General features: G+C 61.8%; 28 protein-coding genes and 1 pseudogene. 10 read left to right on the top strand and 19 right to left on the bottom strand.

Annotated elements, in window-relative coordinates; all coding sequences use genetic code 11:
• Positions 1-14: 14 nt before the first annotated feature.
• From I6F33_RS33315 to I6F33_RS33295, 5 genes are all read right to left on the bottom strand, one after another.
• Positions 15-782, bottom strand: coding sequence for an ABC transporter permease (locus I6F33_RS33315; protein WP_225145347.1), 768 nt, complete (start codon positions 780-782; stop codon positions 15-17).
• On the bottom strand, positions 779-1564 hold the full coding sequence (locus I6F33_RS33310; RefSeq protein ID WP_036028933.1) for an ABC transporter permease: 786 nt from the start codon (positions 1562-1564) through the stop codon (positions 779-781). The genes I6F33_RS33315 and I6F33_RS33310 overlap by 4 nt, the downstream gene beginning before the upstream one ends.
• A complete protein-coding gene (locus I6F33_RS33305) occupies positions 1561-2406 on the bottom strand; it encodes an ABC transporter ATP-binding protein (RefSeq protein ID WP_128263354.1) in 846 nt (281 codons plus the stop codon). The genes I6F33_RS33310 and I6F33_RS33305 overlap by 4 nt, the downstream gene beginning before the upstream one ends.
• Positions 2407-2500: 94 nt before the next feature.
• Positions 2501-4195, bottom strand: a complete 1695-nt coding sequence (gene ilvD / locus I6F33_RS33300; protein WP_036007591.1) for a dihydroxy-acid dehydratase — start codon at positions 4193-4195, stop codon at positions 2501-2503.
• Between the two features lie 74 nt (positions 4196-4269).
• Complete coding sequence (locus tag I6F33_RS33295; RefSeq protein WP_225145346.1) at positions 4270-5256, bottom strand: ABC transporter substrate-binding protein; 987 nt, start codon at positions 5254-5256, stop codon at positions 4270-4272.
• A 159-nt stretch (positions 5257-5415) separates the two neighbouring features.
• Between I6F33_RS33295 and I6F33_RS33290 the strand changes: the two genes are divergently transcribed.
• Positions 5416-6324, top strand: coding sequence for an NAD(P)-dependent oxidoreductase (locus I6F33_RS33290; RefSeq protein WP_057028660.1), 909 nt, complete (start codon positions 5416-5418; stop codon positions 6322-6324).
• 7 nt (positions 6325-6331) lie between these two features.
• Here I6F33_RS33290 and I6F33_RS33285 read toward each other — a convergent pair whose 3' ends face one another.
• The 5 genes from I6F33_RS33285 to I6F33_RS33265 form a co-directional block, all read right to left on the bottom strand.
• Positions 6332-6895: a flavin reductase family protein gene (locus I6F33_RS33285; RefSeq protein WP_036007598.1), complete on the bottom strand. Its 564-nt coding sequence runs from the start codon at positions 6893-6895 to the stop codon at positions 6332-6334.
• A 9-nt stretch (positions 6896-6904) separates the two neighbouring features.
• Complete coding sequence (locus I6F33_RS33280) at positions 6905-8134, bottom strand: acyl-CoA dehydrogenase family protein (protein ID WP_225145345.1); 1230 nt, start codon at positions 8132-8134, stop codon at positions 6905-6907.
• Positions 8135-8199: 65 nt separating this feature from the next.
• Positions 8200-9468 (bottom strand): CaiB/BaiF CoA-transferase family protein, encoded by a 1269-nt coding sequence (locus I6F33_RS33275; RefSeq protein WP_225145344.1) that lies wholly within the window; start codon positions 9466-9468, stop codon positions 8200-8202.
• Between the two features lie 213 nt (positions 9469-9681).
• Positions 9682-10110: a GNAT family N-acetyltransferase gene (locus I6F33_RS33270; RefSeq protein WP_109142999.1), complete on the bottom strand. Its 429-nt coding sequence runs from the start codon at positions 10108-10110 to the stop codon at positions 9682-9684.
• Between the two features lie 63 nt (positions 10111-10173).
• Positions 10174-10341 (bottom strand): hypothetical protein, encoded by a 168-nt coding sequence (locus I6F33_RS33265; RefSeq protein WP_225145377.1) that lies wholly within the window; start codon positions 10339-10341, stop codon positions 10174-10176.
• Here I6F33_RS33265 and I6F33_RS33260 point away from each other — a divergent pair.
• Together I6F33_RS33260 and I6F33_RS33255 are read left to right on the top strand one after the other, a co-directional pair.
• Positions 10303-11229 (top strand): annotated as a pseudogene (locus I6F33_RS33260) (FAD-dependent monooxygenase); the annotation flags it as partial. The gene I6F33_RS33265 and the pseudogene I6F33_RS33260 sit on opposite strands and share 39 nt — an antisense overlap.
• Before the next feature lie 196 nt (positions 11230-11425).
• Positions 11426-12061 carry a hypothetical protein gene (locus I6F33_RS33255; protein ID WP_225145343.1) on the top strand — a complete coding sequence of 212 codons (636 nt, stop codon included), beginning with the start codon at positions 11426-11428 and terminating at the stop codon, positions 12059-12061.
• Positions 12062-12340: 279 nt separating this feature from the next.
• On the opposite strand, the gene I6F33_RS33250 is transcribed toward I6F33_RS33255, so the two are convergent.
• Entirely contained in the window at positions 12341-12784 is a 444-nt protein-coding gene (locus tag I6F33_RS33250; protein WP_346657222.1) for a hypothetical protein, read from the bottom strand.
• Positions 12785-13238: 454 nt separating this feature from the next.
• Positions 13239-13598 carry a hypothetical protein gene (locus I6F33_RS33245; RefSeq protein ID WP_225145342.1) on the bottom strand — a complete coding sequence of 120 codons (360 nt, stop codon included), beginning with the start codon at positions 13596-13598 and terminating at the stop codon, positions 13239-13241.
• A gap of 163 nt (positions 13599-13761) precedes the next feature.
• On the opposite strand from I6F33_RS33245, the gene I6F33_RS33240 reads away from it, so the two are divergent.
• The gene (locus I6F33_RS33240; RefSeq protein ID WP_225145341.1) at positions 13762-13983 is read left to right on the top strand and encodes a hypothetical protein; all 222 of its coding nucleotides are present in this window, start codon (positions 13762-13764) and stop codon (positions 13981-13983) included.
• A 46-nt stretch (positions 13984-14029) separates the two neighbouring features.
• Here I6F33_RS33240 and I6F33_RS33235 read toward each other — a convergent pair whose 3' ends face one another.
• Positions 14030-14218, bottom strand: coding sequence for a DUF3606 domain-containing protein (locus I6F33_RS33235; RefSeq protein ID WP_225145340.1), 189 nt, complete (start codon positions 14216-14218; stop codon positions 14030-14032).
• Positions 14219-14355: 137 nt separating this feature from the next.
• Here I6F33_RS33235 and ligD point away from each other — a divergent pair, with 137 nt between their 5' ends.
• The 4 genes from ligD to I6F33_RS33215 all read left to right on the top strand — a co-directional run bounded on the left by ligD (position 14356) and on the right by I6F33_RS33215 (position 16927).
• Positions 14356-15279 carry a non-homologous end-joining DNA ligase gene (gene ligD, locus I6F33_RS33230; protein ID WP_225145339.1) on the top strand — a complete coding sequence of 308 codons (924 nt, stop codon included), beginning with the start codon at positions 14356-14358 and terminating at the stop codon, positions 15277-15279.
• 298 nt (positions 15280-15577) lie between these two features.
• Positions 15578-15991 (top strand): hypothetical protein, encoded by a 414-nt coding sequence (locus I6F33_RS33225; RefSeq protein WP_225145338.1) that lies wholly within the window; start codon positions 15578-15580, stop codon positions 15989-15991.
• A gap of 15 nt (positions 15992-16006) precedes the next feature.
• Positions 16007-16666, top strand: coding sequence for an SOS response-associated peptidase (locus I6F33_RS33220; RefSeq protein ID WP_225145337.1), 660 nt, complete (start codon positions 16007-16009; stop codon positions 16664-16666).
• Positions 16667-16750: 84 nt separating this feature from the next.
• Positions 16751-16927, top strand: coding sequence for a hypothetical protein (locus I6F33_RS33215; protein WP_225145336.1), 177 nt, complete (start codon positions 16751-16753; stop codon positions 16925-16927).
• Here the strand turns inward: I6F33_RS33215 and I6F33_RS33210 are convergent.
• Positions 16905-17078: a hypothetical protein gene (locus I6F33_RS33210; protein ID WP_167361686.1), complete on the bottom strand. Its 174-nt coding sequence runs from the start codon at positions 17076-17078 to the stop codon at positions 16905-16907. The two genes, I6F33_RS33215 and I6F33_RS33210, sit on opposite strands and share 23 nt — an antisense overlap.
• Before the next feature lie 329 nt (positions 17079-17407).
• Here I6F33_RS33210 and I6F33_RS33205 point away from each other — a divergent pair, with 329 nt between their 5' ends.
• Positions 17408-17608, top strand: coding sequence for a hypothetical protein (locus I6F33_RS33205; RefSeq protein WP_036007627.1), 201 nt, complete (start codon positions 17408-17410; stop codon positions 17606-17608).
• Positions 17605-17829: a hypothetical protein gene (locus I6F33_RS33200; RefSeq protein WP_036043971.1), complete on the top strand. Its 225-nt coding sequence runs from the start codon at positions 17605-17607 to the stop codon at positions 17827-17829. Before I6F33_RS33205 ends, I6F33_RS33200 begins: the two co-directional genes overlap by 4 nt.
• Here the strand turns inward: I6F33_RS33200 and I6F33_RS33195 are convergent.
• The 5 genes from I6F33_RS33195 to I6F33_RS33175 form a co-directional block, all read right to left on the bottom strand.
• Entirely contained in the window at positions 17823-18092 is a 270-nt protein-coding gene (locus I6F33_RS33195) for a hypothetical protein (protein WP_225111966.1), read from the bottom strand. The genes I6F33_RS33200 and I6F33_RS33195 overlap by 7 nt on opposite strands.
• Before the next feature lie 122 nt (positions 18093-18214).
• The gene (locus I6F33_RS33190; RefSeq protein WP_225145335.1) at positions 18215-18463 is read right to left on the bottom strand and encodes a hypothetical protein; all 249 of its coding nucleotides are present in this window, start codon (positions 18461-18463) and stop codon (positions 18215-18217) included.
• Between the two features lie 274 nt (positions 18464-18737).
• Positions 18738-18929, bottom strand: coding sequence for a CsbD family protein (locus tag I6F33_RS33185; protein ID WP_036043977.1), 192 nt, complete (start codon positions 18927-18929; stop codon positions 18738-18740).
• Between the two features lie 331 nt (positions 18930-19260).
• Positions 19261-19452 (bottom strand): SANT/Myb domain-containing protein, encoded by a 192-nt coding sequence (locus I6F33_RS33180; RefSeq protein ID WP_225145334.1) that lies wholly within the window; start codon positions 19450-19452, stop codon positions 19261-19263.
• Between the two features lie 200 nt (positions 19453-19652).
• Positions 19653-19880 (bottom strand): hypothetical protein, encoded by a 228-nt coding sequence (locus I6F33_RS33175; RefSeq protein WP_225145333.1) that lies wholly within the window; start codon positions 19878-19880, stop codon positions 19653-19655.
• Between the last annotated feature and the right edge of the window lie 78 nt (positions 19881-19958).

Genomic DNA, 19958 nt, shown 5'->3' with positions numbered 1-19958 from the left:
AGGATTCTTGTTAGTTACGCTTCGGGGAAGCCCCGGAGCAAGTACGAGCGCACGGCTCCCAGCAGGCCGTTCAAGATCAAGCCCAGCAGCGAGATCGTGATCAGCGGCACGAACATGTCCACGGCCTGGAAGGTTCTGGCCGCAGTCACGAGGGCGTGCCCCAATCCGTCCGTCGACGTGATCATTTCGGCCAGAAACACCACGATGCAGGAAATGACAAGGCCAATCCGGCACCCGGTCAGGATCGACGGCATCGCTGCCGGCAGCACTACCTTGAAGAGGATTTCGTGGCGTGACGATCCCGCAGCCATAGCCGACCAGATCAGCTTCTGCTCGACGGTCGAGGCACCGTAATAGGTCGACAGCAGGATCGGGAAAAGAGCGTCGGCAGCCACTAATGTGATCTTCGATCCGTGGCCAAATCCGAGCAGCAGCAGCAAGGCCGGATAGAGCGCGACCTTGGGCAAAGGCGCCAATACGCGCACGATGGGCCGAACCACGGCGTTGATCGCCGGATTGGCGGCGGCGGCAATGCCGATGCTGACACCGAGCACGACAGCAATCGCGAAGCCGGCAAACAGCCTGATCAGGGTCGCCGCGATCTCGTGCTGGAACGTCGAGGTTACGAGTTGCTGGAGCAGCCGGCCGAAGACGTAGCCAGGCGGCGGCAGCAGAACTGCCGGCGCGAAGCCGAAAGATACCAAGCCTTGCCACAGCGCGATCACCAGTGCGATCGGAGCAATTCCAAGAACGAAATTAGGGGCGAGAAGCCGCGACATCATGAGAAGCTCAGCGGCATGTCGAACTGCGGCTCGGACCAGCGCACGAGCCTGGCACGAACCTTCTCGAAAATCGCGTCGAGGCAGATTCCCATCGCTCCAACGATGATGATCATCGCAAAGACGGTTTCGTATTGGCCCATGTCGAGCGCGTTGAACAGGATGTTTCCGGCGCCGGACTGACGGGCAATCATCTCACTGGTGATCATCGTGATCAGCGCCAACACCAATCCTGTACGACACCCCGTCAGAATTTCCGGCAGCGCCGCCGGCAGCACGATACGCACCAGGCGTTGCACCGGCGAGAGCCCCATCGCAGCGCCCGACCACAGCATCTTCTCTTCGACCGCCTTGGCGCCTTCGAAGCTGTGATAAATCACGGGCAGGCTGACGCCGAGGAAGATCACGAGCGTCTTCGTGATGTCGCCGACGCCGAGCCAGAGCATGATGATCGGCATCAAGGCCGCCTTCGGCACCGGATAGATCACCATCAGCAGCGGATTGAAGAAGGCCGCAATCGCGGCGCTACGTCCCATCAACAGGCCAAGCGGAATCGACACGAGCACGGCCGCGCCAAATCCCATCGCCATGCGCCGGAGCGAGGCCAGAATGTTGATCAGGGATTCCCTGTCGCCAAGGATGTCCGGAATCGCTCTCATCGCTCCAATCGCGGTCGGAAAGCTGTCATTCTTCAGCGCCAGTGACGCGACCTGCCACACCACCAGCAATCCGATGCAGGCGAGCACCGGGGCAGCGCGCTTGGTCATGCCGGCCGCCGACATCACGCGGGCGCTCCGGCTTCGTCGCTCTCGTCGAACATGCGCTCGATGTCGACGACGTACTTCTGGTAACGCGGATCGAGCAACAGCTCGTTGCGGCGGCGCGGCCGCGGCAGGTCGATGTCGATGACCTGCCGGATTCGCCCGGGCGATTTCGACATCATGACGACCTTGTCCGAGAGGAAGACGGCTTCGTCGACCGAATGGGTGACGAAAAGCACCGTCTTGCGGTCACGCTCCCAGATGTTCAGAAGATCGTTCTGCAGGCGCGTCCTCGTGTGCGCGTCGAGTGCCCCGAACGGCTCGTCCATCAGCAGCACTTCGGGATGGTAGGCAAGCGTCCGCGCCAGCGCCACGCGCTGCTTCATGCCGCCCGACAGCTCCTTGGGATAGAAGTTCTCGTAGCCCTTGAGGCCGACCATCTCGATCAGGGCCCGGCTCTGCGCTTCGGCCTCGGTGCCGCGAATTCCTTGCTGACGCGGCCCATACATCACGTTGCCGAGCACAGTCTTCCAGGGAAAGAGCGCAAATTCCTGGAATACCGGTCCGCGATCCGGACCGGGCCCCGTGATCGCCTGTCCCTTCATCTTCGCCGCGCCGCTGGTTGGACTGACGAAGCCGCCGACAATGTAGAGCAGTGTCGACTTGCCGCAGCCGGACGGACCAAGGATGGAGACGAAAGCTCCTTCCTCGATCGTCAGCGAAATGTCCGAAAGCGCAACATGATCCTTGCGTGCCGAGGTCTTAAAGACCTGCGACACGCGGTCGATCTCGATGATCGCGGAAGCCGGGTCTTGTTGCGTCACCGGTCTCACCCATTCGCTCGATCTCGCAGATACTACCGTCATCCCGCCTTCCGTCCCACTCGCACGAGGATTCAGCGGCATCAGCTTTGCAAGAAGCCTGCCAGACAGGCTGTCACTTTCGCGCCCGTGCGGTGCGTCATTCGAACCACGGCCATTCTGCCGGGCCTTCATGCGTCACGGCTCCGCCCGGCGCCTGCCCAACCAGCCGCGCATATTTTGCCAGCGCACCTGCGCGGTGGCGAGGCGGGCGCGGCTTCCAATCGCGTCGCCGTGCGGCGAGCTCCTGTTCCTCGAGCAGGACATCCATCCGCCGATTTGCGGCATCAATCCGGATTCTGTCACCATTCCGGACGAGCGCCAGCGGACCGCCAACAAATGCCTCGGGGGACACGTAGCCGATGCACATCCCGCGGGTCGCGCCGGAGAACCGGCCATCGGTGATCAGCGCCACTTTTTCACCCATGCCCTGCCCGTAGATCAGTGCGGTGACGCCAAGCATCTCACGCATGCCAGGTCCGCCGACTGGCCCTTCATTGCGGATCACGAGAACCTCGCCCGCCTTGTAACTGCGGTCACGAACGGCTGCGACGCAGGCTTCTTCATCCTCGAAAACACGCGCGACGCCTTCGAAGAATTGGCTCTTCAAGCCCGCCACCTTGATCACCGCCCCATCGGGACAGAGGTTACCCTTCAGCACCGCGACGCCACCGTCAGGCATGATCGGCGCGCGAGCCGTGTACACAACCTCTCCGTCGGGCGCGTTGGCCACACCGTACTCTTCGGCAAGTGTGCGGCCTGTGATTGACAAGCAGCCGCCATCGATATGACCGCTCTGGATCAGCTCGCGAATGATGACCGCAGCGCCGCCGATATCGTAGACATCCTTCGCCGTATACTTGCCTCCGGGGCGCAGATTGCCGATCAACGGCGTCCTGGCAAAGACCTCCCCCACGTCATCGATGCTGAATGCAATTCCGGCCTCATTCGCGATCGCCGGCAGGTGCAGCGCGGCGTTGGTCGAGCCGCCCGTCGCTGCCACAATCGCCGCTCCGTTCTCCAGGGATTTCCGCGTCACGATGTCGCGCGGCAGCGGCCCGCCGCGGTCCAGCATCTCCATGATCAGTCGGCCGGCGCGTCGCGAAATCTGCGCACGCTCGGAATAGACACCGGGCACCATCGAGACGTTGGGAATGGTCAGCCCCATCGCCTCCGATACCATGCCCATGGTGTTCGCGGTGAACTGGCCGGCGCACGCACCGATCGTCGGCAGGCAGGCGCGCTCGATGCGCTCGAGCGTGGCGCCGTCGATCTCGCCAGTCATGAAGCTGCCGACAGCCTCATAGGAATCGAGCACCGTCAGCGTACGTCCATCCACGCGCCCGGGCAGCGAGCTGCCGCCATAGATGAAGATGGATGGCACGTTGCAGCGGACCATTCCCATCATCACGCCAGGAAGGGTCTTGTCGCACCCGCCGTATCCGATCAGCGCATCGTAGGCCAACCCATGGACCACGGCTTCGATCGAGTCGGCGATCAGCTCACGCGAGAACAGGGAGAACTTCATCCCCTCATGATTCATGCTGATGCCGTCGGACACCGAAACAGTCGAGAACTCACGCGGTGTACCGCCGGCCTCCTCGATCCCGGTCTTGGCTGCAGCTACCTGGAAGTCGTGGGTCATGTTGCAGGGCGTCTGCTCACCCTTCATGCTGACGATGCCCACCATCGGCTTCGCAATCGCAGCGTCGTCGAGCCCCATGGCGCGCATGAATGCACGATGCGGCGCTCGGTCGAGGCCGTCTGTGGTGACTCGGGATCGCAACTTCTTCATATATGCATCTTCTTCGTGCAGCGTCCCGGATGGTCCGGAACGCCACGATGTTGGTTCGGTAATTCGCCCCGCTTCTATTGCAGCGGCGCGACGATCGACGGATGCTTGAACTGTGCGACATCCAGCTTCGGCAGCATTCCTGTTTCTGCATAGATATCCAGCATCTTCTGGATCGCCGGGAAGTTCGGCGCAGCACCCGGATCGCGGCCGAAATCATTGTCCTTGAGCAAGTAGGTCTCGAGTACCGGAATGGGGGCTTTCAGCACTTCATTGACGACCTTGAGAGTCTCCTCGCGGTTCGCGAGTGCCTTCTTCATGCCCGAGGTAATATCGCGGACATAGGCCTTGACCAACTCAGGGTTCTTGTCGACGAAATCGGCACGGCAGGCTTCCAGGATGTGCACGATGTTCGGCATGGCCTGGGAGAGCGAGAACAGCTTCCTTGTGCCGCCCTTTGCCTCCGCGCGCGCAGCAAACGGCTGGTTCATATTGACCGCGTCAACGCGGCCTTGGCGCAGCGCGTCCTCGGAGACGGCAAAGCCAACCTCGACCAGCTTGATGTCCTTGGCCGGATCGACGCCATTCTGCTTCAAGAGCAGATTGAACGGCCCTTGCGTACCGCCACCGATCACGGAAATGCCGACGGTCTTGCCCTTGAGATCCGCGATTGTCTTGATGGGCGAGTCATCCTTGACGGCCCAGTAGACCGAGAAGCCGCCGGGCATCTCGAAAACATGCTGCGCGACGATATAGGCCTTGAGATTGCCGCCGACGACCCCATTGGAGAGGGAGAGCGGCGCCTGCGTCGCGCAGTCCAGCGCACCTGCCGCCAGGGCCTGCGTCATCGGCGCGGTGCCCTGGAATTGGGTCCATTCGATGTTGTAGGTCTTGCCGAGATTGGGAAACTCTGCCGGCCTGCGCATCATCCAGTACTTGGACTCCTCCGCAGGGATGGTCCAGCCGACGCGGATCGTCTGCTGCCCCCATGACGGGCTTGCGCCCGCGCTCACGGCGGCTGCCGCCGCCCCCAAAGCCAGGATCCACTTCGAAACGGTTCGCATCGTTCCACTCCGCTGCTCCGGCGCCGACTGGCGCCCCAACCCGACCGCCTCAAATGTTTCATGGTTCAAACAATCAGGCAAGCCATGCGACGTGGGCGATCTTGCCGGCAGGTACGCAATGTATGGTAAAGCGGCGTCTGCGACAGAAGGAGGCAACCTATGGCTGACGACAGCAAGAACGGCACCGAGAAGCTCGGCTATCTCGGCCTCGGACTCATGGGAACGCCGATGACCCGACGCCTGCTGAAGGCCGGCTATCAGGTCGCTGTCTGGAATCGCTCGGAGGGCAAGATGGCGCCGCTGGTCGAGGCTGGCGCCAAGCGCGCGGTCACGCCGCGTGATCTCCTGGGGAGCTCGGATATTGTCTTCTTGTGCGTTACGGATGCGGCGGCGGTGGAGGAGGTGATCTTCGGGCCCGAAGGTCTGGCAGCGGCCCCTGGCGCGGGCAAGCTTGTGGTCGACTTCTCATCGATCCATCCAGACGCAGCGCGCGACCTCGCAACGCGATTGAAGAACGCGAACGGTGCGGGCTGGATCGATGCGCCGGTGTCCGGGGGCACGAAGGGCGCCGAGGAAGGCACGCTCGCCATCATGGCAGGCGGAGAAGCTGGCGACATCGAGAGGGTGCGGCCCTATGTGCTGGCCATGGCACGCAGGTTCACGCACATGGGCCCGGTCGGCGCCGGCCAGACCACAAAGCTGTGCAACCAGGTGATCGTCGGATGCGCGATGGCCGTGCTCGCGGAAGCAACCCGCCTTGCCGTGAACGCCGGAATTGACGCCAACCGGTTGCCCGAAGCGCTCGCAGGCGGCTTTGCGGATTCCATCCCGCTCCAGCTGTTCGTGCCGCGAATGGTCAACGGCATTCACAGCCCGCCGCTCGGCCACATCGCCACGATGCTCAAGGATCTCGATACGGTCGCCGATGTTGCACAGGCGACTTCGACGCCAGTGCCGATGGCCGCGCTTGCCGGACAGCTTTTCAGGCTGGCGAAGGCCGCGCGAGGTGCGGACGCGGACGCGCTGGAGATCTACAAGCTTTCGGCGGCAGAGCGCAAAGCGCTCTAGGGGCGCATTACCGCCCGTTCTTGCGCTCATCGTCGGCCATGAAGCGACCGAACGCTCCTCGCGCAAAGAGCAGCGGCTCTTTCGCATTGTAGGTATATGCCTCGACCGCGCCGAGAAAGATCACATGGTCACCGCCATAATAGCGATTCACGGAGCGGCATTGAAAGTTGGCGACGCTCTCGGCGAGCACTGGAGCGTTGCCAAGGCCGGGGGTCCAGTCGACGCCGGTGAACTTGTCATCCGACGATTTTGCGAATTTGTTCGCAAGCGCTTGTTGTGAAGCGCCGAGAACGTTGACGCTGAAATGGCTGGCGTTCTGGAAGATGGTCAGGCTCGAGGAATAGACGACGAGGCTCCACAGAACCAGCGGCGGATTCAGCGAGACCGAGGCGAAGGAATTGCACGTCAGTCCGTACGGCTTGCCGTCGGGCGCTGCCGCTGTGATGATCGTCACGCCCGTTGCATAAGTTCCAAGCGCGTTGCGAAAGTCGCGAGGATCAATCTGCGAGCTGTCGCTCGCGAACTCATTGGCGGGATCCGGCGCGCGAGGCTGCTTCGGCAGGTCATTCATCGGCCGACCTCACAGCGTGAGATTCTCGGAGGGCAGGCCGAGGGCCACCCGTCCGTAGTTGGTCCCGGCCGCATCGAAGTTGAACGCGAGATGTGAGTTGATCGCGTGCGCATCGCGGAACTGCCGCTGTAACACGCCGCTCGTGAACAGCCCGCGCGCGCCGCTCGCGGCAAACAGCATCGAGACCGCGTCCGTGCACAAGTTCACGGAAAAGGATCCGTCGCGGCGATATCTGGTCTTGGTTGCCATGTCAGGAATATGGCCGCGCCGTGCGGCCTCCATGGCACCGAGACAGGCCGACCGCATGATCAGGCGCGCAGCGTCGATCTTGGCCGAGGCCTCCGCGATCTTGATCTGCGTGCTTTGAAAATCGCTCAGCTTGGCGCGGTTGTACGTCGAAATACGATGACGCGCGACCTCCGTATAGTCGTCGAGGCACGCCTGTGCATTCCCCAGCGCGACACCGGAGAGGACGTAAGGAAATAGCGAGAAGACAGGCAGCGTGTACAGAGGATTCGGATTGACCGCGCTTCCCGGCGTGGGGCCACCTGAGAGGTTCCCTACGGCGACCGTCATATGGTCAGCCACGAAGGCATCCCTGACCTCGACGTCGCACGACCCCGTCCCGCGCAATCCGGCGACGTTCCAAGTGTCCAGCACCTTGTAATCGCCGCTCGGCAGCAGAAAGATTCGATACTCGATGCCGTCGGCATCGTCGTCGGAATAGACCACGCTCGCAAGCATATTCCATTCGCAGGAGGCAACGCCCGAGGAGAATGGCCAACTGCCATGCAACTGGTATCCGCCCTTGACCCGCGTGGCGCGTCCGGCGGGGAAAATGAACGAGGACGCGATCAAAGTATCCGGATTGCGGCCCCAGACCAGATCCTGCGCCTTCGGCTGGAACATGCCGAGCATCCAGTGATGGCTCGCCAGATTGGCGAGATTCCAGGCAACCGACGCATCCGCCTGCCCAAGCAGCTCAGCGCAATCGACGAGGGCGACATAGTCGAGCTCAGCGCCACCAATCCGGGCCGGCTGCAGCATCCGGAACAGGCCGGCCTCATGAAGGTCCTTTTCGGTTTCCGCCGGAAGATGCCGCAGCTCCTCCGTCCGTGCCGCCCGCTCACGGAGTCGCGGCAGAAGCGCCCGGGCCCTCGCGATCATTGACGCATAGATCTCACCGCCGGCTTGCAAGCCTGCGGGCTGGATCATGCTCGGCTCCTGGCCAGGCGCCATTCGTGTCCCTCGCTTTCACACATTTATGCGGCGGGACCTTCGCCAAATCAAGCCGAGCCCGTGCCTCAAGTCGACCTTGGAGGCTTGACCGGGCCAAAGGCGCCCTTCTCGACAAAATCAGCGATCCGACGTTCGTTGTAGCCGAGCGTATCGCGCAGGATCTGCTTCGTATGCTCGCCCAACAGAGGTGCCGCGACCGGGTCGACCGCGGCTGTCAGGCTCATCGTAATCGGCGGCTCGATGTTGGGCACCCACTCGGCTGTCGGATGCGGAATCCGGTTCAAGCGATGGCGCTCGCGAGCCTCGGGGGCATTGAAGCCCTCCTCGACGGTCCGGAGATAGCCGACCGGGATATTGGCCAGCTTCATCTTCGCCATCCAGTTCTCGAGCGTATCGCTGGCGAAGACTTCGGCAATGGCTGCCCGCAGGAGCTCCTTGTTCTCCGAACGGGCTTTGCGCGTCGCAAACTGCGGATCGGTGATGAGATCGGGCCGATTCAGCACCTCGACCACAAGCCGGCGGTAGAGCCGGTCGTTGGCGCAGGCCATGTAGAGCGGCCCATCTGATGCCTCGTAGACGCCAACCGTGGGAGACCCGCTCGGCGAATTGCCGAACCGGCCGGGGTTTTCGCCGTTGATGAGATAGGCCATGCCGTAGAAACCGGTCATTCCCATCGCGACGTCGAACAGGGCAACTTCGACATGCTGCCCACGGCCGAGCCGCTCCCGCGCCAGCAGCGCCAGCAGGATGGCATTGCAGGCGGACATCCCCGTCGCCATGTCGACGATGGGCGGGCCGGTGCGAACCGCCGGGCCGTCGGCAAACCCGTTGAGCGACATGAAGCCGCTTTCCGCCTGCGTGATCGGATCGAAGCCTGGCCGGGAGGCAAATGGTCCGCTGCGTCCGTAGGCGGAGATCGAACAATAGACCAGCCGCGGGTTGAGCGGCGCAACCGATTCATAGTCGAGCCCGAACTTCTTCATGACCCCGCTCGAAAAATTCTCTACGACCACATCTGCCTTGCGGATCAGGTCCCGCGCGATCTCGCGCGCCTCCGGCACGGCAAGATCGAGCGCGATGCCGCGCTTGTTGCGGTTCAGGCTGAGAAAGGCGGCGCTCTCGCCTCCAATCTCCGCGTGCTCATAGGCGCGCGTGTCGTCGCCGCCATCGGGATTCTCGATCTTGATGACGTGCGCACCGTAGTCGGCGAGCGTCTGGGTGCAGGCCGGGCCAGCGACCACACGCGTGAAATCAACGACCAATAGGCCATCCAGCGCGGTCGGGCCTCCCGTCCCATGCGAGGCACGTACCGGCAATTGAGGCTTGGTGGGCATCGATCGCGTTCTCCCTTACATCGGCTTATGGCCGCCGAATTTCCTGCAAGAGCAAACTTAAAGCCCGGCGCCGCCGACTTCGCAAGTCCCACGCGGGCATCGCTTCAATACGCAAAAAGGACCCGGCAGCGCTCAGGCTGCCGGGTCCTCGGACGTTCCAGACGCGTACTGGCCGTTAGATAGACGGCGCGTTCCGTGCGGCGGCAAACCTGCTCAGTGCAGCCACTTCCGCCAATAGAGCGTATGCACCCAAGCCCAAGGGGTCTCGGGCTCGAACAGCCGATAGCCCGCCTGAATGAAGTTGTTCGCTGATACCGGGTTGTCCGTCGTATCGGAGACAATGCTGTCCCATCCGATACGCCGCGCCCTCGCCTCCACCGCACGCATCAATCTGCGCTGAAGGCCGCGTCCCCAATGCCGTTGTAACACGCCAACTCTGGAGAAATAGCCGCCATTTCGAACGTGAGTCGAGGGCACAATTCCGGCGAAGGCGACTGCTTCCTCGTCGTGATAAGCCATCCACCACGCGCCGAGGTCGAACGCGGGCATCGCCGCGGTATCGAAGAACGTGAGCCGATGCAGATCGGCGAGGGTCTCGGCAACGTCATCATCGGAGGCATCGACAATACGAATTCTATACATGAGCAACTCGTTGGCAGCAGATCATGATCGGGCGCGGAGCGACGTCACCGGCGCCATGAAGGCTCATTTGCCCAGCACGACCTTGACACCAAGCCAAACGGCCCCCATCAGGCCAGTGGCAAGCACGGTGATCACTGCCTTGAAGGTGTAGCTCTGGGCCTGCTCCACGCTCTTTCGCCACCTCCGCAGGTGCTGGAAATCGGCTCGCAGCCCCAATTCGGCCTGCGTCACGACGCGCTCGGCTTCCACGGCCTCAGCAAGACGGGAAGCGGGCGCGTGCTGGTCGTCGTGACGGAAGCCGAGCTCGCGCGCAGCGGCGAGCCGAGCTTGCGCGATCTCAGCGAGGCGCTCGAAGCCGTGTACGGCACCGATTTCGGCGTCAACAACCCCGCCTGGATCTCCCGCTTCACCGACGCGGCGCGGCAGGCCGCGTCCTATCGCAGAGGCCGCGTGCTGCTCGCCGGCGATGCCGCGCACATTCATCATTCCGTCGGCGGCCAGGGCCTCAACCTCGGTGTGCAGGACGCGGTCAACCTCGGCTGGAAGCTGGCGCAGGTGGTCAAGGGCATTTCGCCCGAGAGCCTGCTCGACACCTATCACAGGGAGCGCCATCCCGTCGCCGCGCGCGTCCTGAAGAACACCATGGCGCAGATCGCCCTGCTCCGCCGCGGCGACGACGGCCGCAAGGCCGCGCGCGAGGTGATCGCCGAGCTGCTCGCCATGGACGAGCCGCGACAGCGCCTTGGCGCGATGATGAGCGGGCTCGACATCGCTTACGATCTCGGCGAAGGCCACGCGCTGCTCGGCCGCCGCATGCCCGATCTCGATCTCGTGGCGGACGGGCAGCCGCTGAAATTGTTCACGCTGCTGCACGGCGCGCGCGGCGTGCTGATCAATTTCGGCAAACCGGGCGGCCTCGACATCGCCCCCTGGGCGGAGCGCATCGAGATCATCGATGCCGATTACGACGGCGCCTGGCAGCTTCCCGCCATCGGCGCGGTCGCCGCGCCGCGCGCGGTGCTGGTGCGGCCCGATGGTCATGTGGCCTGGGTGGGCGACGAGAGCGGCCGCGGACTTGCGGAGGCGCTGACGCGGTGGTTCGGGCCGGCAACGGCCTAAGAGCAATCCGTGACGCAACGGTTGTGCAAAACCTGCACAAATCAACACCGCGGACTACCATTGCGGGATTTAGGATATACTGGAATGGCTTTTCCTTCAGCGGCTTCGCTGGTGCCTTAGCGCCGATAGCGTCGCCTCAAAACGCTTGTTTACCTCCGCATCGTCAAACTCTGCTTCTTCATTCATAGGTGGCTTTATGACCAACGAACCTGTATCCGACATGAGCGAGCCGATTTCCTATCACTTCACTCCGAATGAGCGATCCGAGTTCGAGCCATTCTATCAAGCTATTGGAAAATTAGCTCGTTACTGGTCTGGATTAGAATACGCGATCAACGATTCGATATGGGAGCTATCAAACGTCGAACGCTTTGCCGGCACCTGCATGACGTCCCAGCCTATCGGACCAGGGCCTCGCTTTCGGTGCTTAATAGCTCTACTTGAGCTTCGTGACGTCAAGCCTGACCTAATCAAAGCCTTCAACTCATTTTCATCCGAAGTCGAAGGTCTTGGCAGACAGCGAAACCGCCTGTTGCACGACATGGTGGTGCTCAACGAATTGGATGGGCAGCTTTACAGGGTAGAAGCAACCGCCGACCGACATCTCAAGCATGACTTCATGCCTATTGATCTAAAACTCATTAACAAGCTCGTCCAAGACATCGACGATGCAGTGGATCGCTTTGATCTATTGTTCGACAGGGTAATTGCAGAGACGCCTCCATGGCCTCGTACACAGTACGCGCAATCGCACGGTATTCGTCGCGAGCGTAACGAACGTAGAGGTTCGAACAAGCCCCCTTCCACGCCTGAGAACCTGCCTCAACCATAGCAACGTGATTTCACACAGGGCGCGCCAGCCCCAGGCAAGTCAAAGGCGACCGCGCAGTACTAGGACGCGCCCTACGGAAAAGTCAGTCGTTCGGGACCCGCCTCAATATCCGAAAGTTGTGTCGCTCCTCCTGTTTTGATGGAATCGCTTCAGGCGGTGAGGCGATTGCCGGGGTAGGCTTCTCAAGTTTGTAAGCAAGCGCGTCCGCGATCCATCGCGGCCATTCGGGCTTCGGCGCTGGCTGAACGCGCGTTTGAAGCAACTTCTGAAGTATATCGCTCATGCCTGCTCCTGCGATTGCAACCAAAGCTCTTCGTGAGAAGCATCGCCATGGCGCACCGCGCCAAGGCTGCCGAGAACACTGATCGGTGCTGGCTGCACGGTCTCCTCGATATGCGCTTCCATGGTCACGTCGTCGCCGGGATGCACGATGACCCGCTCGATGCGGTGAACGAACCGAATGGGGTTGTCTTCTTCGCTCACAATCGGCTGCAAGGGCTTGCCCCATCCCCGGTCGAGGATGGCGTTGGCCGCCATCACGCGGGCATGGGCAGGAGCTTCCTTGTCGCGCATGATCTGCACGAGGGTCTTGATGGCGAGGTTCGTGTGCGTCCGCGCCAAGGATTTGATCTCAGTGAGCGTCCGCTGCTTCAGAGCGCGGCGAGCAGCCGCCCTGGCGAGAGCATTTTGGGAAAGAAGGTTGTAGTTCACCGCTTCGGTCATGGGGGAAATCCATCTGAAAATTACTCCGGTCAATTTTGGATCGAGACACAAAAAACCCGCGTCGGAAAACCGGCGCGGGCGCGAAACAAACTCGTCTCGATGATGCTATTCTGCCAGTGTTTTGCCCGACGGGTCAAGCTAATCGGCTCTTGCAAGCGTCTTCCTGCTTTACCGATGGAAGCAATCTGACGGGCTTAGGTCATCCGGCAACCGAACTGCCTTCCTCCGTCAACTCGAAGCGGTCGCCGCTCCTTAAAAGCAGGCCGGCGTCAACCATCTGCTCTGTCAAGGTCAGACTACAGGCCGGGTGTGAGCCTCCCGGGTGGAAGACTTGGCTCTCTCGCGCGACAAGATGACCGTAAAGTAGCGCAAGACGTAGCGGCCTAATCATTCCAGGTGAGACCTTCGCCATGTTCGGAAAGTGGCGGGAGCGCGTCGTCGTTCCTAAAGCGAGTCAAGCTGCTCCACGCAGGGGCAAAGCGAGTTGAAGGGCGAAAGGCCTGGTAGCGTTGGCTTCGATGAAAGCCTGTAAGGCGGGCGTAATCTCGGGATCTGTGGCGAAATGCTTTGCCAGCTCATCCGCGATCTCGCTGGTGGCGTCTCGTGCATACCCCTCGATAGCATTGAAGACGACGATCCGCACCGGATAGGCATATGGGCCGGAGAGCAAGTCGCGAATGATTGTGCGGCGATCCGTGTCTTGCTCGTCGGTCTCCCGCCAGGCGCAGCCGGCACGGGCACCGAAGTCTTCAAGCACCAGATATATGTCCCGGTCCAGGCGATCGGTGGGGACGATCGATGGCGATGAACGCATACGCTTACTCCGAAACAGGCGCTGCGGAGAGACGGCCCCGGCTTTCAGGGGGGCTTCGGGGTATGGCCGGGGCCGCTCCGCCGGCTCGGCGGCGAGCAGGCGTGACTCAATCCAGGGCAACTGCAGCGGTTCCTGAATAGCGAAGATTCTTGAGGGCTGGCTGATGTGGGAAAACGACGAGCTGACTTCAGAGGCCAGACGCGTCAGACAAAAGACGAAGTGGGAAAAAAGTGTTCACTTTGATACTTACGATCCGGCAACAGCGCGAGGTGATTCGATGCTGGAAATGATTCTGATCATGGCCGTCGTCGGGACCGCGCTGATCGGCGGGACCGTCATGCTCTTTGAGTGGCGTACGCTGGTCGAATACCTGCAAAAGCGCTGAGAGGCCAGTTTGTGACCTCTCCGAAAGCTTCGGTCTGACGCGAACCTTAGTCGCGCTTTAGTTTCCGCTCGACCTTCTTCCGGCTGCTGCCCACCTTCTTTACCGCCTTCTTCACCGCCGAGGCCGAGCGGCGGGTCTTCTTCGCCTCGTACTGCACCTCGTAATCCTGTCCGCCTGCCACGCGCGCGCGATCCTGCTTGCGACCGCGACCGCTCTGCTTCTTCGCTTTAGCCATATTGCACCTCCATGCCTTGCGAAAACGCATGGAGATTCAGTTAGTTCCTTGTACATCATTTGGTCGCGCCGCGAGGAGCCGGAACGAATCCCCGCACAAAGATTCGAATCAAATGAGTTGTTGCGTGGAGTGATTGAGTGGCGTCCCAGCGTCAGCGAAGGGCACCGGCGATCGGCGTCAAGGCGCCCTTCCCGGGCTTTATCGAACCGGCCTTGGCAACCTCCGTCCCGAGGGTGCCCTCCGGAGATCGGTGGATTCACGAAATCAAATTCGACGGCTATCGCGTCCAGGTGCATTTGGCGAACGAGGCCGTGACCATCTACACGCGCCGTGGGCACGATTGGACCCGGCGCTTCAAGAAGGTCGCCGAGGACGCGTGGCACATCAAGGCAGGTTCGGCGATCATCGACGGAGAGATAGTTGTTCCTGCTGCCGACGGCACGACCGATTTCTCGGTGCTTCAGAACGAGCTCAAGGGCACGTCCTCGAAAATCGTGCTCGTGGTCTTCGACCTCCTCTATCTCAATGGACGAGATCTCCGCAGTCTGCCGCTCGTTCAGCGCAAGGCCGAGCTGAAGAAGGTCGTCGCCGGCACCGACGTGCAGTTCAGCGAAAGTTTCGAGATGGACGGCCGCCAGATGTTCGCCCATGCCTGCAAGGTCGGGCTTGAGGGCGTCGTCTCCAAAGTCCGAGACAGCGTCTATACCAGCGGGCGGAATAACAATTGGGCCAAGACGACCTGCGCCCAGCGCGAGACCTTGACCATCGCCGGCTTCGCGCTCGATGAAGGCAAGTGGGACGGCGTGTATCTCGGTCGCCGCAAGGGCGATGATCTCATCTACGCCGGCAAGGTCGACCACGGTTTCGACAAGACATCAGCAGCCGAACTGCGCAAGCGCCTGGAGCCGCTGCGGCGCAAGACGCAGCCTTACGCCAAGCGTATCGCGCACAAGGGCATCTGGGTCGAGCCAAAGCTGCTTGCTGAAATCGAGTACCGCGCCAAGTCGGCCGAGGGAAAGGTACGGCATCCATTATTCAAGGGATTGCGGGAGGACCTGTGACTGAGATCTTGAACGGAGGGCACTACGAGTGAGGTATAATTTCAAGACAGAAGGATGGGAGCCTGCAAGTGAAGAAGAGCAGTTCATGACATGTCCGACCTGCGGGGAGCGAATTGATTGCCGGGACCTTGCCGAAGTGCTCGAACATCAGCACGGTCTACCCATTGAAGAAGAGCCGACCCGGCACTGATAGACACGGCTTTTCCACAGCCACGAGCGGCAGTAGCTCGGCGGCTCTGTCGCCTACTAGGAATCGATAATTTGCCAAACGCTGTTGGCTCATGCCTTTGATACCCGGATGTCCACGAAGTCGCGCCAATATCTCTTCGGCACCCAGATCAAGATGGCAGCCGAGCGCGCCAGAGAGGCGCGCAAGGAAGCTGACAAGCTGGCCTGCGTGGCGTGGAACAGCCGGATGCTCGGTTACAAGGGACCGGCGCAGCCCTCGCCGACCATCGGCGATGCGATCAATGGAGGATACCCATACCTCGAGGTCCGCTGTCATGGCTGCGATACCAACCAGACAATAGCGCTCGAGATCATTCGGCGGCCAAAAACGACTCCGATCCACGAGCTTGAACGGTACATGCGCTGCAAGGACTGTTCGCAGGTGCGAGGGCATCCCTACAAGCGCAGCGAGCTTGTGGCGCTGCGGCCAACAAAGATTTCAGCCAGCCAACCGCCTACGACCTGGTGGCCGGGCGAGCGATAAGAGACAATCCCACTCATGTGCAATCTCTATTCGATTACGACCAATCAGGCGGCCATCGCCGACCTCTTCCGTGTCGTCCGTCGCTACGAAGGCAACTTGCCGCCGATGCCCGGCGTCTTTCCTGACTTCCCCGCGCCCGTCATTCGCGACGCCGGCGGCGAGCGTGAGCTAGTAATGATGCGTTGGGGCATGCCGCCGCCGCCTCGCACCGGCGGGCCGCCTGTCACGAACATCCGCAACACCTCGTCGCCGCATTGGCGAGCCTGGCTCAAGCCCGAGCACCGCTGCCTCGTACCGGCGAATAGCTTTGCCGAGTACGCGCCGGAGCCCAACCCGGAGACGAAGAAGAAAGATGTCGTTTGGTTTGCGCTTGCGGAGGCGCGACCGCTGTACGCGTTCACCGGCATCTGGGCCACGTTCAACGGCGACCGCGGCACGAAGTCCAAACCCATTCCGGGACCGCATCAGGTCTACGGGTTTCTCACGACCAACCCGAATGCAGTCGTTGAACCGATCCATCCCAAGGCCATGCCGGTGATCCTGACGACCGCAGAGCAATGGGACGTCTGGCTGCGGGCACCTTGGGACGAAGCGAGTGCGTTGCAGCGGCCGCTTGCAGACGACGCCCTGAAGATCGTGGCGCGAGGGACTGAGAAGGAAGACGTGATCGCTTAGAACAGCTTTCGAGCGCCTCCACCAGGAACAAGCGGCAACACATCGCGTTCCCTCGCCATGCACGGATCAACGGACGATCCCCTGTTGGCGCGCGCCGATGCCGCCCTCCGCGAAGCCGAGCGGCTTCGCCTCGCCTTGATACGCGAGCGCGCGATCGCGCAAGCCATCTGTCACGGTGCCGCGCAAACCCGCACGCTGCAATCCGGCCTCTCGCCAACGATCGCGATCGCGCTGACGGTCAACGCTCCTCGTTCGGCGTAGCGTCGTCGTCGGCCTGGAGAGGCTCGTGCGTCCTGCGTCCCAGAAACGTATCGGGCGGCGGCTGCTTCAGCAGCTCGCGGCATTCGCGCACGATCTGGCGCATGTATTCGGCCTGCTCGTGGTCGGCAGGCAACGGCCGATAGACTTGCATCGCGGTGCTCCCCTTGCTTTGCAGGCGGGAGCACGCTCGGTCTCTCAGCCACCGACGCCCACGGACAAAGCCTTGGCCGGTGATGCAACATCAACTAACAGAGGTCGCCTTGGTTCAATATTGAACTTTAGGACTCGCGCGGTGCAAATTGAGTAAGCCGCTCAACACGCTCAAGCTTCTCGCGAAAATTAATCCGCGCAACATATCAAATGATGTGACTCCGCTGTGCCGGAGGCGTAAGGTAAATCATCACCGCAAGGCCCGTGGCAGAGATCGGTGATGAGAACGCCAGTTGCGCTCCCGCCCTACTCTCACGAGGGAGCACGCCCATGCAGAAGCGGCGTCGATTCAAACAGACCACCACATTGCGCGAGAGACTCGCGGACGAAGCGGAGCGCTGCCGCGAGGAAGCGCGCAAATTGGCCCCAGGCCCCCGCCGCGACATGCTGCTGCGCCAGGCGCGCCGCGACGAAACCGCGATGCAGATCGATTCCTGGCTGCGCTCGCCCGGCCTGAGGGCGCCGACATGATGCAATATCGCGCTTATCTCATCGGCGAGAACGGCGTCTTCCGCTCCGCCGAAGCGTTTGAAGCCCCGTCCGACTCCTCCGCGGTCGATTTTGCGAAGCGGTTCACACGGCTCGGCAAGGTCGAGGTTTGGCAGCTCGGCCGAAAGATCGCGGTGCTGGACTCCGAGCAGCTCTGCCCGCCCCTGCCCGAGCCGTCCCGGCCGACGCTGACGCGTCAATGACCGCGTGACTGCGGGCGCGACCTGAGATCTTCGATCTGGAAATTGAACTTCACCTGCATGACCGGGCCCGTCGCATCGCGCACCTCGATCGCCATTTCCTGCCGGTCGCCGGTGGGCGGCGCGCCGAGCATCGCATCGCGCGCAAAGTCGGCAACGGACTTGGCGGCCTCGGCCTGAACCGCACGCGCACTGGACAATTCCAGTCCCTCCTCGTCCAGCGCAATTCCCTTGTCGTCGCGAAGGTCAAAGTAATATCGCGTCATGACCGTAATCCTCTGCCCCCTATAGCGCAGAGGGCGAGCGAAGGTTGCAAAGAACCGCAAAAAATCACTTTGGAAATCAGCAGGTTCCGGGAACACCGGGCGGCACATCGGGCCGCGCCGGCTCACTCCTCCGCGAGCTTGCGCTCGATATAGCCGTCCACCGTCTCGGCGAACGAGCGCTGCACGCCGACCGCCACATCGTGCTGGTCCAGCGCATCGCGTTGAAGCACGCGCAGGCCCCGCCCGCGCATGCTCGCGGGTGCGGTGTTGAGGTACTGGTCGATGGCGCCCTTGGCAAGCGGGATGGCCTTGGGATCGCCCCTGGCGATCAGGAGCCTGAGCAGGCTCTGGCATTCGGCCAAACCGGGCATGGCGTCACTCACCCTTGCCGCGATTTCGGCTTCGGCCGCTCTGCCTTCTGGGTATGGGTGCCGAACAGCGCCAGCAGCAGCGCGACTTCTTCCTTCGAACCGATCTGGATCATGATTGTCTCTCCGTTTCGCTTTGTTGGTCGGCCCCGGCGGGCGCCGAGTTCAGGACGATCTGGTTTCAGCACTGTTTCAGGCGTGTTTCGTCATCGCCGTGGGCTTGGCGGAAAAGGAAAAGCCGCCCTGAGGCGGCCAGTTTCAGACTTCCCTTTTTTGGCTATTTCTTGAGGGCGTCAGAGGCGTCCCGCGCTGCGTCCTTCACATCTCCAGCGACGTTGTGGGCGGATCCCTTGGCCTTATCCATCTTGCCTTCGGCTTCGAGGTCCTTGTCCCCGGTAAGCTTGCCAGCCCCCTCCTTGATCGCGCCTTTTGCCTTGTCAGCGGCGCCCTTCACATGTTCACGGTCCATGATCGTTATCCTCTTTGTCTAGAAGACGAGCACAACGAAAACGCTGCGCTGTCGTTCCTGCGACACGCGCACCACACGAAGAACGGTCGATTGCGATGTCGATGAGCTGTTTACGCAGCTTGTACTTGTTGCTCGCCGCGAGTGTGCAAAAGTGGACAGACAGGGCCGTTGAGGTTTGGTTTAGCTCCTGCATTGGACTTGTAATTCTTACTTGCGATCGGCCCGGACGCTCACACTCCGGGTTTTTCGCTTGATGTCCCAATCCGCCTTGAGCGTGAAGCAGACATCGACCCGCTGACCGAGTGTCGACGAGTCCACGCGCGAGCACGCGCTATTTGCCGTGCTTCTGCGTGACGCTGCGCAGCGCAATGCCGTGCTGCCAGGCCCGCACCCGCACCGCCGCTTCGCTCCGGTTGAGCTCTGCTGCGATCTCGTCGGGCCGCCGGCCTGCTTCGGCCAGCGCTTTCAGCCGCTCATGCTCGTCCGCCGTCCACCTCTTCAACAAGGGATAGCGTGATTGCATGGTTGGAGCTGGCTCACCGTCGTTTATAGCGCTGGCGACAATCGGCCGGGACGGACCAAGTTCCTATCTGGCCGCGCGTGGCGGACCGACACTAACAGCGGCTTGGTAAGCTGAACTTTGCAAAAATTAAGCCCGCGACGGATCGCTCCGCGCGGGCATTGTTTCGAGCGCAGGCTCGGGTGAGACCTTCGCTCAGTGCATCAGTTCGAGGTGCAGACCTTGACGGTCTTCATGCCGGCCTCGGCTTCCGCCCTGGTCTTGTACACGGTATCGCCGCTGACGACCGTCGTTTCCGTGGTCGTCGGCTTCGACTCGGTGATGGTGCACTTCTTGGTCTTGACGTCCTGCACAACGTAGAACGATTGCGCAAAGGCGGGAGCCGCAACCGACGTCATCACGGCGGCAGCAATGATCGCTTTGATCTTCATCGTGTCCTCCTCCAGCAGCCCGGTCATCCAGGCGTGTGTTCTACAAACCCGACAAATTGCCACTTGTTCCCGGCCACC

Origin of the sequence: Bradyrhizobium sp. BRP20 (assembly GCF_020194215.1) — a bacterium.
GTDB classification, from domain to species: Bacteria; Pseudomonadota; Alphaproteobacteria; order Rhizobiales; family Xanthobacteraceae; genus Bradyrhizobium; species Bradyrhizobium yuanmingense.
This window is presented reverse-complemented; position numbering and strand designations above follow the sequence as displayed.

Coding starts and splice junctions, on each gene's coding strand:
- I6F33_RS33315 (WP_225145347.1), bottom strand. CDS start 782: ATGATGTCGCGGCTTCTCGCCCCTAATTTCGTTCTTGGAATTGCTCCG.
- I6F33_RS33305 (WP_128263354.1), bottom strand. CDS start 2,406: ATGACGGTAGTATCTGCGAGATCGAGCGAATGGGTGAGACCGGTGACG.
- ilvD (WP_036007591.1), bottom strand. CDS start 4,195: ATGAAGAAGTTGCGATCCCGAGTCACCACAGACGGCCTCGACCGAGCG.
- I6F33_RS33295 (WP_225145346.1), bottom strand. CDS start 5,256: ATGCGAACCGTTTCGAAGTGGATCCTGGCTTTGGGGGCGGCGGCAGCC.
- I6F33_RS33290 (WP_057028660.1), top strand. CDS start 5,416: ATGGCTGACGACAGCAAGAACGGCACCGAGAAGCTCGGCTATCTCGGC.
- I6F33_RS33285 (WP_036007598.1), bottom strand. CDS start 6,895: ATGAATGACCTGCCGAAGCAGCCTCGCGCGCCGGATCCCGCCAATGAG.
- I6F33_RS33280 (WP_225145345.1), bottom strand. CDS start 8,134: ATGGCGCCTGGCCAGGAGCCGAGCATGATCCAGCCCGCAGGCTTGCAA.
- I6F33_RS33275 (WP_225145344.1), bottom strand. CDS start 9,468: ATGCCCACCAAGCCTCAATTGCCGGTACGTGCCTCGCATGGGACGGGA.
- I6F33_RS33270 (WP_109142999.1), bottom strand. CDS start 10,110: ATGTATAGAATTCGTATTGTCGATGCCTCCGATGATGACGTTGCCGAG.
- I6F33_RS33255 (WP_225145343.1), top strand. CDS start 11,426: ATGACCAACGAACCTGTATCCGACATGAGCGAGCCGATTTCCTATCAC.
- I6F33_RS33250 (WP_346657222.1), bottom strand. CDS start 12,784: ATGACCGAAGCGGTGAACTACAACCTTCTTTCCCAAAATGCTCTCGCC.
- I6F33_RS33245 (WP_225145342.1), bottom strand. CDS start 13,598: ATGCGTTCATCGCCATCGATCGTCCCCACCGATCGCCTGGACCGGGAC.
- I6F33_RS33240 (WP_225145341.1), top strand. CDS start 13,762: ATGTGGGAAAACGACGAGCTGACTTCAGAGGCCAGACGCGTCAGACAA.
- I6F33_RS33235 (WP_225145340.1), bottom strand. CDS start 14,218: ATGGCTAAAGCGAAGAAGCAGAGCGGTCGCGGTCGCAAGCAGGATCGC.
- I6F33_RS33225 (WP_225145338.1), top strand. CDS start 15,578: ATGTCCACGAAGTCGCGCCAATATCTCTTCGGCACCCAGATCAAGATG.
- I6F33_RS33220 (WP_225145337.1), top strand. CDS start 16,007: ATGTGCAATCTCTATTCGATTACGACCAATCAGGCGGCCATCGCCGAC.
- I6F33_RS33210 (WP_167361686.1), bottom strand. CDS start 17,078: ATGCAAGTCTATCGGCCGTTGCCTGCCGACCACGAGCAGGCCGAATAC.
- I6F33_RS33205 (WP_036007627.1), top strand. CDS start 17,408: ATGCAGAAGCGGCGTCGATTCAAACAGACCACCACATTGCGCGAGAGA.
- I6F33_RS33200 (WP_036043971.1), top strand. CDS start 17,605: ATGATGCAATATCGCGCTTATCTCATCGGCGAGAACGGCGTCTTCCGC.
- I6F33_RS33195 (WP_225111966.1), bottom strand. CDS start 18,092: ATGACGCGATATTACTTTGACCTTCGCGACGACAAGGGAATTGCGCTG.
- I6F33_RS33190 (WP_225145335.1), bottom strand. CDS start 18,463: ATGCCCGGTTTGGCCGAATGCCAGAGCCTGCTCAGGCTCCTGATCGCC.
- I6F33_RS33185 (WP_036043977.1), bottom strand. CDS start 18,929: ATGGACCGTGAACATGTGAAGGGCGCCGCTGACAAGGCAAAAGGCGCG.
- I6F33_RS33180 (WP_225145334.1), bottom strand. CDS start 19,452: ATGCAATCACGCTATCCCTTGTTGAAGAGGTGGACGGCGGACGAGCAT.
- I6F33_RS33175 (WP_225145333.1), bottom strand. CDS start 19,880: ATGAAGATCAAAGCGATCATTGCTGCCGCCGTGATGACGTCGGTTGCG.